The following is a 15,422-nucleotide window of genomic DNA, read 5'->3' on the forward strand; positions in this document are numbered from 1 at the left end:
TTCCCAGTCCGGGTTTATGCAGGAAAGAACAGGTAAGGATATAGAATGACAGGAGGAGAAATAGAATGATAGTGTTGAATGTGAAAGACAACTGGACATTGACAGTAATTGGAAGAAATATATACGATATTCCGAATGTTCCAATCGAGACGAAGGTTCCGTCTACAGTGTACGGGACATTGCTGGAGAAGAACCTGATGCCCGATCCCTATTACCGGGACAATGAGCTGAAAGCGACGAAACTCATGGAGAATGATTTCGCCTATGAGACCAGGTTTACCCTGGGCAGCCAGGACAGGGAGGCTGACAGGCTGTTCCTGTGTTTCAGCGGCATCGATACTCTGGCCGATGTTTATCTGGACGGTCGGCTGCTTGGAACCGCATGCAATATGAACCGTGTATGGGAATATGATATCACTGCCGAGGTAAAGGATGACGCAGAGGATAAAGTGTACCATCTGAAAGTGGTTCTCCATTCGCCGCTCCGCTATATCAGCGAAGAGAATGAAAAATGTCCCGTAGGCGGCTCGCCGGATGCCATGCCGGGTTTCCCGCACCTGCGCAAGGCGGCCTGCATGTTCGGATGGGACTGGGGCCCCAGGCTGCCGGACGCCGGACTGTTCAGAGAAGTTACAATCCACGCCGTGAAGACCGCGCGCATCGCACAGGTCTATATCACCCAGCAGCATGAGATTACCGGGAAAACCGTCCACGGCAATACCGTGGCATCAGTGCGGCTGACAGCGGATGCCGAAATCGAGTGGATGCCGGAGGCAGGCGGGGAAGAGGTGAAACTGGTGGTGATTCTGACCGCGCCGGACGGAACCGTGCTGTCAGCGGAGAGCGCTTCTATAAATGCCGCGGCGGCTTCCTCTGTCGCCATGAACCTCACAGGGCTTTCCTGTGACCTGAGGAGCAATCACGTCCGGGCAGAGCTTACGGTCTCCGATCCCCAGCTGTGGTGGCCTAACGGGTACGGAGAGCAGCCCCTGTATCAGGTGGAGGCTCTGCTGGTGCCTGCAGGGAGCGACGGCAGCGAGGCTGGCGGAAAGACGGGGCCCCTGGATGTCTGGCGGAAGCGGATTGGTCTGCGCACTATGACGGTGAACACGGATCCCATGCCGGAGGAGCAGTGGGATGCCCACCTGACGAACCAGACGGAGGATCTGGATGACGGAAAAGATATCGTCATGAACCATGGCGACCGAAAAGTCCTGATGGTGGATCGAAAAGGCAAAAAACTGCCCGGCAGGAATTTCGCCTTTGAAGTGAACGGCCTGCAGATTTTCGCCATGGGCGCGGACTATATCCCGGAGGACAATATACTGACCCGCCAGACAAGAGAACGCACCGATATGCTGCTGGCTTCCGCCCAGGAGGCCCGGCACAACTGTATCCGCATCTGGGGCGGCGGCTATTTCCCGGATGATTTTTTCTATGATGTATGTGATGAAAGAGGGCTGGTCATATGGCATGATTTCATGTTCGCCTGTGCGTCCTATGAGTTAAGCGATGCCTTTGAGGCAAATGTCTGCGCGGAGATTCGCCAGAACATCCGCAGGCTCCGCTCCCATCCCAGCATCGGGCTGTGGTGCGGCAACAATGAGATGGAGACCGAATATGAGATGATGTTTTCAGTACAGTCGAAAAAGCAGTACTATGATTACATCAGGCTGTACGAATACATCATTCCGAAGATTGTGGAAGAGGAGGATCCCATGACTTTCTACTGGCCCTCCTCCCCCAGCTCCGGCGGAAACTTTGAGAACAGCAACGCGGAGAATATCGGCGATGCCCACTACTGGGGCGTCTGGCATGGCAATGAGCCTTTCACCGCATACAGGAAGCACCATTACCGTTTCCTGTCGGAGTTCGGTTTCCAGTCTTTCCCGGCGCTCCAGACGATTCGGCGCTTTACGGAAAGCCAGGACAGAAATGTCTATTCCCGGGTGATGGAGCTGCACCAGAGAAATACTTCGGCAAATGGTAAAAATTCAAACTATTTATCGCAGACCTACCTCTATCCGAAGAATTTCGACGAGCTGCTCTACTGCTCCCAGCTGCTGCAGGCGGAGGCAATCCGCTATGGCGTGGAGCATTTCCGGCGTTTCCGCGGCACCTGCATGGGTACGGTGGTGTGGCAGCTCAATGATATCTGGCCGGTGGCAAGCTGGGCCAGCCTGGATTATTATGGGAACTGGAAAGCGCTGCACTATGCCGAGAAGCGCATGTTCGCGCCTGTGCTTCTCTCCTGTGAGGAGCATGGGGAGATTGACCAGAAGCCGAATGTCAATACCCTGCCCGTTCCCATTGACTTCAGCGCGGATCTCCATGTGGCAAACGAGACGGGAGAGCCGGTGAGCGGCATCGTGAAATGGGCCCTCCGCCTGCCGGATTCCTCCGTGGTCCGGGAGGGGCAGTTTGAAGTGACGGTGCCGGCCTACGGCGGCGCCTGGCTCCCGCACCTTGACTGCAATGACATAGACCCGCTGAAGGTGCATCTGGAGTACGCGCTATATGTGGACGGGTCAAATGTCTCCTCAGGAACCACGCTGTTCTGCGCGCCGAAGCATTACGCCTTTGAGGACCCCGGGCTGCAGGTTTCCGTAGATGGGGATACGGTCACGGTGACAGCGGCGAACTACGCGAAAGCGGTGAGCGTGGAGACGGAAGAGGGAATACTGCGGCTTGACGACAACTTTGTAGACATGGAGGCGGGCAGCAGGACATTCCGCATCCTGCCCGGCAGGGACTTTACCCGGGACACGGATGCCGCCGCCGAGGCTTCGGGGGCATACAGGGCCAGGAGCGTATATGGAATTTCCAGTATATGAGCCAGATTAGGAAGAAAGTATAGAAGCGAATCAGCGGGAGAGGCTTGAGCAGTGCGCTGCTTTCCGGCGGTGGCCTTTGGGGTGCGGCAGGAGAAAAGGGAGGAAGAGAATGATGGAAACTGAAAAAAATACAGAACCTGCTTTTCGCTTTTTTCACGTGACAGCGCTCACGGACGGGGAGATTCTGCTGATGCTGGACAGGACCGTTCCTGCCGTTCCGGAGGAGGAATGGCTGCCGTCCTATCATTTCACGATTTTCGATATGGCGGGGAACAGGGCGGGGACCTGTGATTTAAGGATAGGGCACAATCAGAAGACCTACTACGGCGGGAACATCGGATACCGGGTGGAGGAACCCTGCCGCGGGAATCATTACGCGGGGAAAGCCTGCCGCCTGCTGTTCGGACTGGCGAAGCGGCATGGGCTGGATTATCTGATCATCACCTGCAACCCGGACAATTATCCCTCCAGGAAGACCTGCGAGTATGCGGGGGGCAGATTGAAAGAGATTGTGGATCTGCCGGAGGATAACGACATGAGGCTGGAGGGGGAGACGCGGAAATGCATTTATGAGTTCATTCTGTGAACCGGCTTGCCGTATGTTCGGCGGAATTTAGGTTGAACCTCCGCCGGATATGGATTATAATGTATCCAGGCGGCCAGGCGCGGAAGTCTGGAAATGCCGGAAAAGACGGGGGGGCGCGCCCCTGGAAAGGATTGGTGGTAAGATGGAGGATGTGAGAGTGGAACTGGCGCTGAACACAGATTTCGCAGGGGAGGGAACGCAGCTGGAGCAGATCAGAGGGACGCTTGAAGGGATTGCCCGGGCGGGATTCACCCATATTCACTGGTGCCATGAATGGGACGGGGAATACATGTATTCTGCTTATGAAATGCGGCAGATCAGGGAGTGGATGGATGAGTATGGGCTGCGCTCAAAGGCGCTCCATGCTACCAAAGGAGGTGCCAGGGATGTGAATGTCAGGGAGAGGCATTATCGCAAGGACTACACCTCCAACTGGGAGTACAACCGAAAGGCCGGGGTGGAGCTGATTCAAAACCGCGTTGACCTGGCGGCGGCTTTGGGTGCCGGTGAAATCGTGCTCCATCTGTATGTGCCTTATCTTACGATTCGGCAGAAGCCGGAGGCAAAGGAGGATTTTTATACCTGCGTCTTTCGATCCCTGGATGAGCTGATGCCCTATTGCCTGGAGAAAAAGGTGCGAATCTGCATCGAGAACCTGTTCGACATGCCCGGTGAATATATGTTGGAGGCATGGGACAGGCTGTTTGACAGATATCGCCGGGAATTCCTGGGGCTGTGCTATGACACCGGCCATGCCAATATGGTGTGGAGAGAGCAGGCACCGGAAATCCTGGAACGGTATGGGGACAGGCTGTACGCGGTGCACATTCATGACAACAACGGAGCCATGGATTCCCACTGGATTCCGGGAGAGGGCAGCATCTGCTGGGAAAAGGTGATGGGCGTGATAGCGCGGTCTGCGTATGAGGGGCCGCTTCTGTTGGAGCTGAGCTGCCATGACAGGGATGCAGAGAGATATCTGAAGAGGGCCTATGAGGCGGGATGCCGTCTGGAAAGTATGAGAAGAGGTTAAAGGAAATCAAAGGTTAGGATGAAAAAGCAAATAGAAAGAAACGGAATACAGAACAAAGCGGCCGCCCCGAAAGAGCGTATGGCCAATCTGGAACTATTGCGGTGCGTGGCTATGATGATGGTGGCGGCTCTGCATTTTCTGGGAAAGGGCAATCTGCTGCCTGACCTGACGGGCAGCAATCTGGGGAGCGCGGGCCTGGCCGCGTGGCTGCTGGAAAGCTTCTGCATCGTGGCCGTGGATGTGTACATGTTCATCAGCGGATATTTTCTCACTACCTCCTCTTTCAAGCTGAGCCGCCTGCTGCAGCTGTGGCTGCAGATATGGTCATATTCCGTTGTCTTTGGGTTGCTGGGGGCGTTCACCGGAGTGCTGAGGGAGACGGCATTTGACACGCATTATCTGCTGACGCTCCTGTTTCCGGTTACGATGGAGCATTACTGGTTCATGACGGCCTACGTCTTCTTGTATCTGCTCCTGCCCCTGGTGGGGTTAGCGGTGAAAAAAATGACTAAGCAGCAGTTGCAGCTGACGATAGTGCTTTTGCTGGTGTTTTTTTGTATCGGCAAGAGTGTGCTGCCAGTCATCTTTGAGAAAGATGCCCAGGGATACGACTGCCTGTGGTATCTGTGCGTATTCCTGACAGCGGCCTGTGTGCGGAGGTTCGGCGCTCCTTTCCTGGAGAAGAAAGGGCGCGGATTGCTGTTATATGCGGGGAGCTGTCTGCTGATATTTGCGGGGACGCTTCTCTTAAGGCTGGTGTATCTGAGCACCGGCAGGCTGGAGGCGCGGCTGGGCATGTGCATGGAGTACAACCATATCCTGCCCTATCTGGCGGCAATCGGCCTGTTCGGTGCGTTCGCCAGGCTCCGCATACAGGGAAAGTTTGCCGCAATCGTCAACCGGGTGGCGCCATACACTCTGGGAGTCTATCTGCTCCATGAGAACCTGGGGCTTCGCTATTCCTGGCAGAAATGGCTGGGAGCAGAGCGGCTGGCGGCAGTGGCGGCTGGCGGAGGAAACGGCTTTGGGGCTGTGGGCAGTCTGCTTCTGGGGACGGCGGCAGCAGTGGCAGTGGTATTTGTGTGCGGCATTTTGGCTGACATGGTGCGGAAGTGGATTTTTGACAGGGGACATGGGATTATGCTGAAAGTCGGCCCATACCGCAAATTGATGGAAAAGATAGAGAAAGCGGATGCGATGTTTCGATAAAGGCTGGATAGAAAGGATTCTGGACGGAGATGGACATGAGGAAAGAAAAGGACAGGCTGTCCCGGACGAAATGGAATAATCTGCTGGAGAATCTGGCAATCGTGATTCTGGCATTCTATCCCCTGCGGCATATACAGCTGGGGCTGGATTTTTGGGATACCGGATATAATTATGCGAATTTCCAATATATGGGGACAAAGCACATGGATTCCATGTGGCTATTCTCCACCTATCTGACCAATGCGGTGGGGAATATGCTCACAAAGCTGCAGGGTGGGGACACGCTGATGGGGATGAACCTGTACACTGGATTGTTTGCAGGCGCTCTGGCGCTCATCGGTTATTTTTTCTGTACCAGAAAGCTGAAGATGCCGAAAGCGATTGTGTTCCTGGGGGAGATGACGGCGCTGAGCCTGTGCTGGTGCCCTACCGCGTCTTTCTATAATTATCTGACCTATCTGTTTTTCCTGCTTTCGTCCATCCTGCTCTACCTGGGCCTGACGAAGGAAGAAGGCTCCAGGGGCCAAAAAGGGTATCTTGTGGCGGCGGGCGCGTTTTTGGGCGCGAATGTGCTGGTGCGCTTTTCCAATCTGCCTGAGATGGGGATGATCGTAGCCGTCTGGGTGTACGACATCATCCTTTGGCTGGAGGAAAGAAAGCGTGGGACAGAGAGGACATCTGCCGGGGAGGGATTCTGGCGGCGGACTGTCCGCCATACGCTGTGGTGCCTGCTGGGATACGCGGCAGCGTTTTTGGCGATTCTCAGCGATATCCACCTCCGCTACGGCCTCGGGGAGTATGTGGCGGGAATCCGGAGGCTGTTCGCCATGACGGACAATGCGGCGGACTACAAGCCCACCGCCATGATCATGGGAATCCTGGGCGCCTATGTGGAAAACCTGTACTGGGTGGCGCGCATTGGGGGCATCCTGATAGGCGGCATGGCGCTGTTCGCGGTGGCTGGCTGGCTGGAGACGCTGCTCTTACGATTGGAGGAGCAAAAAGGGGCCAAAACGCCTCCCTCAACCGTCGCCAGGGCGATTCCTGCGGCGGCAAGGATTCTGTGGGCTGCCATCTGCGGTGCGGCGCTTTGGCTGCTGTATCGAAAGGGTTTATTTTCTTTCCTGTTCCCCGGCTATGATTCCGTAAGGCATCCCGGGCTTGTCTTTCTGGCTCTGGCGGCGCTGTCCGGCGCTCTGGCGGTGAACGCCAGGACGCTTCATGTGGGTGTCAGGATTCTGTGGAGCGCGGTCTGCGGCTCCATGGTCTGGTGGCTGTATCAGGGTGGTTTCTTTTCTTTCCTGTTCTACAGCTATGACCCCATCTGGCATCCGGGGCCTCTGTTCCTGATGCTGACCATGCTGATTGCCGCCATCCGCATCTTCCACAGGGACAGCCCCAAAGAGGAAAAGCTGATTAGCGGCATGATTATCCTAATCATCATGCTGACGCCCATCGGCAGCAACAACGGTGTCCTGCCCAGCCTGAACAACCTGTTCCTGGCGGCGCCCTATACCCTGTGGGAGAGCTGGCGGTTCCTGCGGCATGTGGGAGAAAAGCGGCTCAAGCGGGGGCTGGCGATTTCGGCCTTTCCCGCTAAGGGGGTTCTGGTATCTTTCCTTGTCCTGTGCCTGTTCCAGTTCGGCGTCTTCGGCGCGGTATTCGCGTTCGCGGAGGCCACCGGGATACAGGACGCGGAGGCCACGGTGGACAATAATGCTGTCCTGCGGAACATAAAAATGAGCCCTCAGAAAGCGGAGTGGATGACGCAGCTGAGCGCCTATGTCAATGAAAACGGGCTGGAGGGGCAGGAGGTCATCCTGTATGGGGGGATTCCGGCCTTGTCGTACTATCTGCAGATGCCCTCCGCGTTCAATCCCTGGAGCGATTTGGCATCCTACAGCTATGAGACCATGGAGCGGGATATGGCGCAGTTGAAGGCCATGATTACGGAAAAGGGGCAGGAGAAGCCTGTCATCATCCTGGAAGATGCCTATGCCTCTCTGTTCCCGCTTTCTGAGGAAGAGTACCAAAAGGTAGGAGAGGATCCCAAGTGGGCGCTCCTGCGGGAATTTATGAAAGAGTTTCGATACGAACAGACTTTCCGGAACGTCAAATTTGCCGTGTATCTTTGATTTTTGTACGAAACCGCATTTCCTGCGGAGTCTAGCGACAGTGGCGGAGGTGGAAAACAGCATGGTTCATATATCATGCTGTTTTTTTGTTGTTTTTTTGTTTGGAATGATTAAAAATCACATAAAATGGCGTAAAATAGAATTGTATTGTAGTTAGAAATTGATATAATAAATAAAAATGACTTAAGGAAAAACGGATGTGGAATAAGCGAGGAGATGAAAAGACGATGAAATCGGGAAAGGATAGATTGGCGAAAAAAAGATAAAATCTGGATTTATCAGGGAGATGCGAAAGAATTGGCAGCTGTATTTTCTGCTGCTTCCTGCGGTCATCTATATTCTTTTGTTTGTATACAAGCCCATGAGCGGAATCCTGATTGCTTTCGAAGATTATAGCCTGAAAAAAGGGATATGGGGCAGCAAGTGGATTGGCTTGGACAATTTCAGCAGGCTGTTTCGCTCCTACTGGTTTCCAATCGCGCTGAAGAATACCCTGACTTTGAGTGTACTGACCCTTTTGATTGGCTTTCCTGTTCCGATTATTCTGGCATTGGCCGTGAATGAATTGCGGCAGGGGCTTTTCCAGAAATCCCTCCAGACAGTATCCTATGCACCCCATTTTATCTCAACTGTAGTCATATGCGGTATGCTTCGGATTTTTCTGAACGCCGAGTACGGAATCATCAATCACTTAATCGGGCTGTTTGGAGCAGATTCTGTTTCTTTCCTGTCAAAGCCTGAACTGTTCAAATGGGTGTATGTACTTAGCGATATATGGCAGAATACAGGCTGGAACGCGATCATTTATTTTGCGGCGCTTTCAGGTGTGGATAAAGCTTTATTGGAGGCCGCGGAAATCGATGGAGCGAACAGACTACAGAGAATACGTTATATCAACTTTCCCGTATTGATACCGACAATCATCATTATGCTTATCTTACAATGTGGAAGCCTACTGAGCGTCGGATATGAGAAGGTATATCTGTTACAGAACGATTTGAATTTGAGTTCATCAGAGGTGCTTTCGACTTATATATACAAAGTAGGGCTCCAGGACAATGATTTTGCTTTTTCTACAGCGGCAGGGTTCTTTAACAGTGTGGTCAATGGAACCATTCTGATAATAGTCAACAGGCTGGCGGGGAAAATCAGCGATTCGAGTCTATGGTAATGGAGGAGGAAGAAATGGGTGCAGAGAACAGATGGAAAAGCTATGGTGGCAGGCGTAAAATGAGTACGCTGAATCTGTCGGATAAGATATTTGTGTTTGCTAATCACATGTTCCTGATATTTGTTTTCCTGATGACATTGTATCCGCTGCTGTTTGTGTTAAGCGCATCTGTCAGCGAACCTGCAAGCGTGACAAAAGGAGAAATGCTCCTTTTTCCAGTGGGATTCACGATGGAGGGATATCGGCATCTGCTAAAATACAAGGATATCTGGAGCGGTTATGGAAATGCCTTTTTTTATACGATTACCGGGACTTTTTTGAACCTGCTTGGTGCTGTACTATGGTGTCAGCCACTGGAACTCTTATTTCACGGAAATGATTTATCTACGGGACAGATCGAAATGGCCCCTGCAGCTGTTTCTGCGGGAAATACTGGCACAGGGGCAGATGGCGGCCGCCAGCATCGAAGGAGCGGATGCGCAGTCGGTACAGGCGCTCATGCAGCAACAGGATACGGCCAATCTGTTGAAATATGCAGTGATGGTAGCGGCCATACTGCCCATGATGGTTTTGTATCCGTTTTTACAGAAATTTTTTGCCAAGGGCGTGATGATTGGTTCGATAAAAGGATGAACCCCAAAATATTTTATATAAAGAGAAGGGAGCAAAGCAAATGAAGAAAAATGAACTGGTAAGGAAAGGATTGGCGCTGATGTTGGCGGGAGTGCTTGCTGTGTCTGTCGCGGGATGCGGAGATTAGGGAAAACAAAGTGAAGGAAGCGCTTCGGATTCCGCAGAGACAAAGGAACAACAGCAAGAACAACAGGCAGAAAGCGATTCCGGGGAGCAGAACGGAAGTTCAGAGGCAGTGAACGAAGGGTGGTTCCTTATCGTAGATGAGCAGATGCAGGACGGATTTTGCGGACATTCAAAATAAGAAAGAAAGTGGAGGTAACAGACAATGGCAAAGACGATTTTTGAGGAACTGGGTGGAAAATACGAACGACAGGGAGATTATCTAATACCGTGCATAGCTTTACCAGCCGAAGAAGAACAGCCGATAGGCACATGGGGGCAACGGCATCTGGACTATCTGAAGCAGTACCGCAAGGTTACATACACCAATCTTCTCACAAGCGGCAGACTGAATACATACCTTGCCGACATCGACAGGCAGGCGCAGGAACGCTTTGAAAGGCTCATAGAGGGCATGAAACAGGCACAGGGCACAACGGAACGCCTAAAGGAAGAAAACGCCTTAGAATGGGTACAACACTTAAATAACATAAGGGCTTGTGCAAGGGAGACTGTGAACAAGGAAATTATTTATAATTAGTGAAGAAACGGTAGGATATCAATATCAAAAATCCTGCCGTTTTTTAATGAGGAACGATTCTTGTTCATGGAATCATTTTCTTGATTGTATTATTCGTTTTGACGCATTATAATATCAGTTATGAAGGAGGTTATTTCAATGTTTGATTACATGAATGTAAAAGAAGCGGCTGAAAAATGGGGATTGTCCGAACGGAGAATACAGGTATTATGTGCTACAGACCGAATCCCCGATGTAATGCGAATCAGCAATGTGTGGCTGATTCCAAAGACTGCATCAAAGCCTATAGACGGGCGTTTTAAGAAAAGAGATAAGGAGGAATCGGACAATGAGTAAGATTTTATTGGTTGAAGATGATATGGAAATCAGTACCATGCTAAAGAATTTTTTGACCACAGAGAAATTTGAGGTAATTACAGCGTATGATGGCAAAAGTGCCCTTGACAGGTTCTTTTCGGATAGTTTCAGTCTGGTTTTGCTTGATTTGATGATTCCTCAGATAAGCGGAATCGAAGTCATGGAAAAAATCAGAGAAAACAGCACTGTCCCGATTATTATTATCTCGGCAAAAGATACCGATTCTGATAAAACGCTTGGTTTAGGTTTGGGAGCAGATGATTATATAACGAAACCGTTTTCCGTCACAGAAGTATTGGCAAGGATAAAAGCAAATATCCGAAGAACTACACAGTATGCTGCAAGTGCCACAGAACAGCAGCCAATACTTCAAACGGGAAACCTTGTCATGAATCTGAATGAGTATTCTGTAACAAAAAACGGCTGTAAAATAGAGCTTACATCAAAAGAATTTGAAATTTTAAAGCTGTTATTGCAGAATCCAAAGAAAGTATATACGAAAGAACAGATTTACTCCCTTGTCTGGAATGATACCTATTATGGTGATGAAAATGCTGTCAATGTCCATATCAGCAGATTGAGGAATAAAATAGAAGATAATCCCCGTGAACCGCAGTATGTGATTACGGTATGGGGAATCGGATACAAATTGGGGGAGTGATAGGATGAGCGATAAAACAATCATATTCTTTTTGGCAGTTGTTGTCTGCTTGCTATTCCTTGTAGTTTTATACCAGCGTTTTATTTTTGGCAGGGGAATACAGGCAAAGATAAGACGGATAAATAAAAAATTGGAGGAAATTTTAGAAACTGGTAGCGACGAGAAAGTAATGGTATTTACGGACAACCCTGTTTTGATGGAATTAGGGGGACAAATCAACCGCCTGCTGATAGACCGACAGAAAATAAGGGCAGATTTTAAAAGGGAAGAAATTTCTTCTAAAAAGATGTTGGCGAATATCTCCCATGACATAAAAACACCTCTAACGGTCATATTGGGTTATCTGGAAATTATGCGTTTGAACCATGCAGATCATGAGATGTTGAAAAAAGTAGAAACAAAAGCGAATCAAGTTATGAATCTTATCAATCAGTTTTTTACATTAGCAAAACTGGAATCTGGCGATACAAATATAAATCTTGGCAAAGTCAATATCAACGAGATATGCAGGGAGAATGTTTTGGAGTTTTATGATATTTTATTGCAGAAAGATTTTGATGTTGATTTGTTTATTCCAGAAACAGCTATTTTTGTGCAGGGGGAGAAAGAAGCCCTGCAAAGGATTTTATACAATTTATTGTCAAATGTAATACGCTACGGCTCCGACGGAAAATATTTAGGAGTTTTTTTGCGTCAAGACAAGAGCAATGTATATATTGATGTGGTTGATAAAGGGAAAGGGATTGAACAGGAATTTGCATCGAATGTGTTTGACAGGCTCTATACAATGGAAGATTCCAGAAACAGGGAAATACAAGGGAACGGATTAGGCTTAACGATTGCGAAGAATCTTGCAAAGCAATTAGAGGGCGATATATTTTTAGACAGCATACCGAATGTCAAAACAACTTTTACAGTAAGCCTCAAAAAAATAACTTATTAAATTCCCTGCGAAAGAAATTCGTAAGAATTAGTCAAGAGTTTTGAAAATCTATATCGCTATAATGATATTCATAAAACACCTTTGGGCGTATTGCTACGTCCGAGAAAGGTGTTACTAAGGAAAGGAGGCAAAAAATGTCTTATATTTTGCAAACAAGCCATCTAAGCAAAACGATAGATGGGAAACAGTTAGTCACAGATGTGAATATCCATGTAAAGAAAGGTGAGGTATATGGATTTTTAGGACCGAACGGGGCAGGAAAAACCACGGTGATGAAGATGCTTACCAACCTTTGGAAACCGACAAGCGGCGCGGTTGCGCTGTTTGGGAAAGCATTGGAAAAAACTTCTTACGAGGTGCTGAAGCGTATGGGAAGTATCATTGAATTTCCTACATTTTATGACCATATGAGCGGAAAGGACAACTTACAGCTTCATTGTGAGTATATGGGGTATTACAACAAGGGCAGCGTGGAGGAAGCTCTTCAGATGCTTGGGCTTTCTGATGCGGCGGATAGGCCTGCGGGCAGTTATTCTTTAGGAATGAAGCAGCGTCTGGGGATTGCCCGTGCCATATTGTGCAAGCCAGAGTTAGTTATCCTTGATGAGCCGACAAACGGTTTAGACCCCGCAGGAATGAAGCAAATCAGAGATTTGTTTCGGATGCTATGTACCGAGTATGGCATGACGCTTATGATATCCAGTCATCTTCTCCCAGAGATAGAAAGTATTGCCGATACAGTTGGCGTTATCCATCATGGAAAGATGATGAAAGAAATATCCATGAAAGAAATTGCAGAAACAAATACGGCGTATATTGAACTTGCCGTAGAGGATACAAAAAAAGCGGCATATGTTTTAGCTGAAAAAATGCAGTTAAGTAATTTTAAAATCGTAAACGATTCGGGGATTCGTATTTATGAGCAGGGTGTCACCACACAAAAGATTTCAAGGGAATTGATGGCAAATGATGTAGAGATTGCTTCCATCAGCCAACATACAGAAAACTTGGAGGACTATTTCTTAAAAGTCACATCGGAGGTGGGAAAATCATGTTAAAGCTTGTCAGACTTGAATGGAAAAAGAATAATATCGGGAAATATTTAGGGGGCGTAATCATTATGGCGGCTCTGCTTGGCTTATTTGTCTTTGCGTTAGCGTTTTTGGGCATTGCCAACGACCCAGATGGGACACTGGATGCTGCGCCTGGGACAGATGTAATCTCCGCTCCTATCGAATTATTTACCAGTATGGCTTTTCTTATTTACACCAGTGTAATGTTGGCATCCTTTATTGTAAGCGCATACAAAAACAAGACCATGAATCTGATGTTTTCCTACCCTATTAAGCGGCAGAAAATCTTAGCTTCCCAAATGATTGCGGTCTGGACTTTTAATTTTGCCGCACTCATTTTAACAAAACTGGCAATTTATATGTGCGTGTTCTTTGGGGCAAAATTTATGCAGTCATCCTTTGCTGTTGATTTTTCAATAGGCAGCCTGTCATTTTATATACAACTGATACTAAAATCAGTGGTAATCGTCAGCATGAGCTTTATTGCCCTGTTTGTCGGGATGGCTTTAAAATCTTCAAAAGCAACGATTGTCACTTCATTTTTGCTGATTTTTCTCACACAGGCGAACATTGGCGATTTCACAATGGCAGGCAACGCAGTATTTCCCATTATTTTGACGGCTATTTCTTTGCTTTTTGCCGCTTTGTCAATCGTAAATGTGGAAAGCAAAGATTTAATGTAGGGGGCGGGGTTATGAATATGAAAAGAATACTGTTAGCGGGGATTTTAGTGATAGCTTTTGGCATATGCGGATGCGGGAATAAAGAAAAAATAGATTCTAACGAGGAATTTTCGGCGGAAGGTATTTCAGAAATTGTATTGGATATTTCCTCTTGGAATTTAAAAGTGATGGCTTCCAGCGATGACAAAGTACACATAGCCTGCGAGGGAAAAGTCGAAGATGACCGTGATATGCAGGTTGTGCAGAAAGATGGAAAACTAATGGTACAGCAGGATGATGATACGGACAAAAATCTGGCGGAGCAATTCTCATTTGGCGAAGCAGGGAAGATAATATTGTATATTCCTAAAGATAATGCTTTTTCCTTAGCCATTAACAATGGTTCGGGAGAGATGGAGTTGGAAGCGGTCAGCATTTCCACTTTGTCCTTGAACAACCAGTCTGGCTATATAACGATGTCTGATTTCATAGCTGAAAGCGCAAAAATAAAATCTCTTTCAGGCGATATTAAAATAACAGACGCTTCATGCACGGATTCTAATATCAATACAGAATCCGCATATGTTACCATGAAAAATACAGTTATTGGAAAGACCGCTGTTTCGACAGATTCTGGCGAAGTGAATATAAGCAACATAAACGGCTATGATTCCCTGTCTGTAGAAACAGGTTCGGGAGATATATCATTGACCCATGAAGCGATGCCAGATAATTTATCCTGCCATATATCCAGTGGTTCGGACGATGTAACCGTACAGCTTAAAAATGCGGAATTCAGTACCGATACGGACGGATGCAAGGATGGGAGCATCGGAAAGGGAGAAAACAGTTTATCTATCATGAGCAACAGCGGAACAGTAATTGTAAAATAGTTTTGGAGTGTAGAAAGATATGGAACAGTATCATTGGATATTTTGCCCTATATGCGATAATAAGACACGCATGAAAATAAGGGAAGATACAGAAATAAAGAACTTCCCTCTGTATTGCCCGAAATGCAGGCAAGAAAGTTTAATCAATGTAAAATCATTAAAAGTAGTTGTTATGAAAGAGCCAGACGCACAGACGCAGAGCCGATGAATTTGTGAAATAAAATCACAGTTTGTCGGCTTTGTTTTATTTCATAAGGTTTTAAGGCGAACGCCCACCATATAAAAAAACGGTGTATTGGTGGGCGGTTATGCTATGCCCGAAAAGACTTAACAGACACTCTCCAGACCTGTTTTTGAAGTTTGGAGGGTTTTTTATGTTCTTTTTTCGGGCAGTAATCCATCTGCTCATGCAATGCAGAATTTATACATACATAGCATATCGGGGATTGGCAGGAAGCCAGTTAAAAAAATCCCTGCTTATGCAACGCTACTTCTCACCATGAAACCAGAAGTAGAATCTCCACTTAAC

Annotated in this window: 15 protein-coding genes; all 15 read left to right on the forward strand. The window is 48.3% G+C overall.

Features of this window, described 5'->3' with window-relative positions; genetic code table 11:
- Positions 1-65 precede the first annotated feature (65 nt).
- Complete coding sequence (locus tag NFS35_RS00050; protein WP_251205104.1) at positions 66-2,834, forward strand: beta-mannosidase; 2,769 nt, start codon at positions 66-68, stop codon at positions 2,832-2,834.
- A gap of 109 nt (positions 2,835-2,943) precedes the next feature.
- The gene (locus tag NFS35_RS00055; RefSeq protein WP_251205105.1) at positions 2,944-3,420 is read left to right on the forward strand and encodes a GNAT family N-acetyltransferase; all 477 of its coding nucleotides are present in this window, start codon (positions 2,944-2,946) and stop codon (positions 3,418-3,420) included.
- Positions 3,421-3,469: 49 nt separating this feature from the next.
- The gene (locus NFS35_RS00060) at positions 3,470-4,453 is read left to right on the forward strand and encodes a sugar phosphate isomerase/epimerase family protein (protein WP_251205106.1); all 984 of its coding nucleotides are present in this window, start codon (positions 3,470-3,472) and stop codon (positions 4,451-4,453) included.
- Positions 4,454-4,471: 18 nt separating this feature from the next.
- Positions 4,472-5,662 carry an acyltransferase gene (locus tag NFS35_RS00065; protein WP_251205107.1) on the forward strand — a complete coding sequence of 397 codons (1,191 nt, stop codon included), beginning with the start codon at positions 4,472-4,474 and terminating at the stop codon, positions 5,660-5,662.
- A 35-nt stretch (positions 5,663-5,697) separates the two neighbouring features.
- Positions 5,698-7,797 carry a hypothetical protein gene (locus tag NFS35_RS00070; protein WP_251205108.1) on the forward strand — a complete coding sequence of 700 codons (2,100 nt, stop codon included), beginning with the start codon at positions 5,698-5,700 and terminating at the stop codon, positions 7,795-7,797.
- 286 nt (positions 7,798-8,083) lie between these two features.
- The gene (locus NFS35_RS00075) at positions 8,084-8,968 is read left to right on the forward strand and encodes an ABC transporter permease (protein ID WP_251205109.1); all 885 of its coding nucleotides are present in this window, start codon (positions 8,084-8,086) and stop codon (positions 8,966-8,968) included.
- Between the two features lie 14 nt (positions 8,969-8,982).
- Positions 8,983-9,645, forward strand: coding sequence for an ABC transporter permease family protein (locus tag NFS35_RS00080; RefSeq protein WP_251205110.1), 663 nt, complete (start codon positions 8,983-8,985; stop codon positions 9,643-9,645).
- A gap of 284 nt (positions 9,646-9,929) precedes the next feature.
- Positions 9,930-10,304, forward strand: coding sequence for a TnpV protein (locus tag NFS35_RS00085; RefSeq protein WP_251205111.1), 375 nt, complete (start codon positions 9,930-9,932; stop codon positions 10,302-10,304).
- A gap of 138 nt (positions 10,305-10,442) precedes the next feature.
- Positions 10,443-10,640, forward strand: coding sequence for a helix-turn-helix domain-containing protein (locus NFS35_RS00090; RefSeq protein ID WP_160218064.1), 198 nt, complete (start codon positions 10,443-10,445; stop codon positions 10,638-10,640).
- Positions 10,633-11,322, forward strand: coding sequence for a response regulator transcription factor (locus NFS35_RS00095; protein ID WP_016221139.1), 690 nt, complete (start codon positions 10,633-10,635; stop codon positions 11,320-11,322). The genes NFS35_RS00090 and NFS35_RS00095 overlap by 8 nt, the downstream gene beginning before the upstream one ends.
- A gap of 4 nt (positions 11,323-11,326) precedes the next feature.
- Complete coding sequence (locus NFS35_RS00100; protein WP_251205112.1) at positions 11,327-12,265, forward strand: sensor histidine kinase; 939 nt, start codon at positions 11,327-11,329, stop codon at positions 12,263-12,265.
- Positions 12,266-12,399: 134 nt separating this feature from the next.
- Entirely contained in the window at positions 12,400-13,323 is a 924-nt protein-coding gene (locus tag NFS35_RS00105; protein WP_251205113.1) for an ABC transporter ATP-binding protein, read from the forward strand.
- Complete coding sequence (locus NFS35_RS00110) at positions 13,317-14,021, forward strand: ABC transporter permease (RefSeq protein WP_135991512.1); 705 nt, start codon at positions 13,317-13,319, stop codon at positions 14,019-14,021. The genes NFS35_RS00105 and NFS35_RS00110 overlap by 7 nt, the downstream gene beginning before the upstream one ends.
- A gap of 11 nt (positions 14,022-14,032) precedes the next feature.
- Positions 14,033-14,893: a DUF4097 family beta strand repeat-containing protein gene (locus tag NFS35_RS00115; protein WP_016221135.1), complete on the forward strand. Its 861-nt coding sequence runs from the start codon at positions 14,033-14,035 to the stop codon at positions 14,891-14,893.
- A 19-nt stretch (positions 14,894-14,912) separates the two neighbouring features.
- Positions 14,913-15,101 carry a cysteine-rich KTR domain-containing protein gene (locus tag NFS35_RS00120; protein WP_016221134.1) on the forward strand — a complete coding sequence of 63 codons (189 nt, stop codon included), beginning with the start codon at positions 14,913-14,915 and terminating at the stop codon, positions 15,099-15,101.
- The last annotated feature ends 321 nt before the right edge of the window (positions 15,102-15,422 follow it).

Origin of the sequence: Acetatifactor aquisgranensis, from assembly GCF_943193215.1 — a bacterium.
GTDB lineage: Bacteria > Bacillota > Clostridia > Lachnospirales > Lachnospiraceae > Acetatifactor > Acetatifactor aquisgranensis.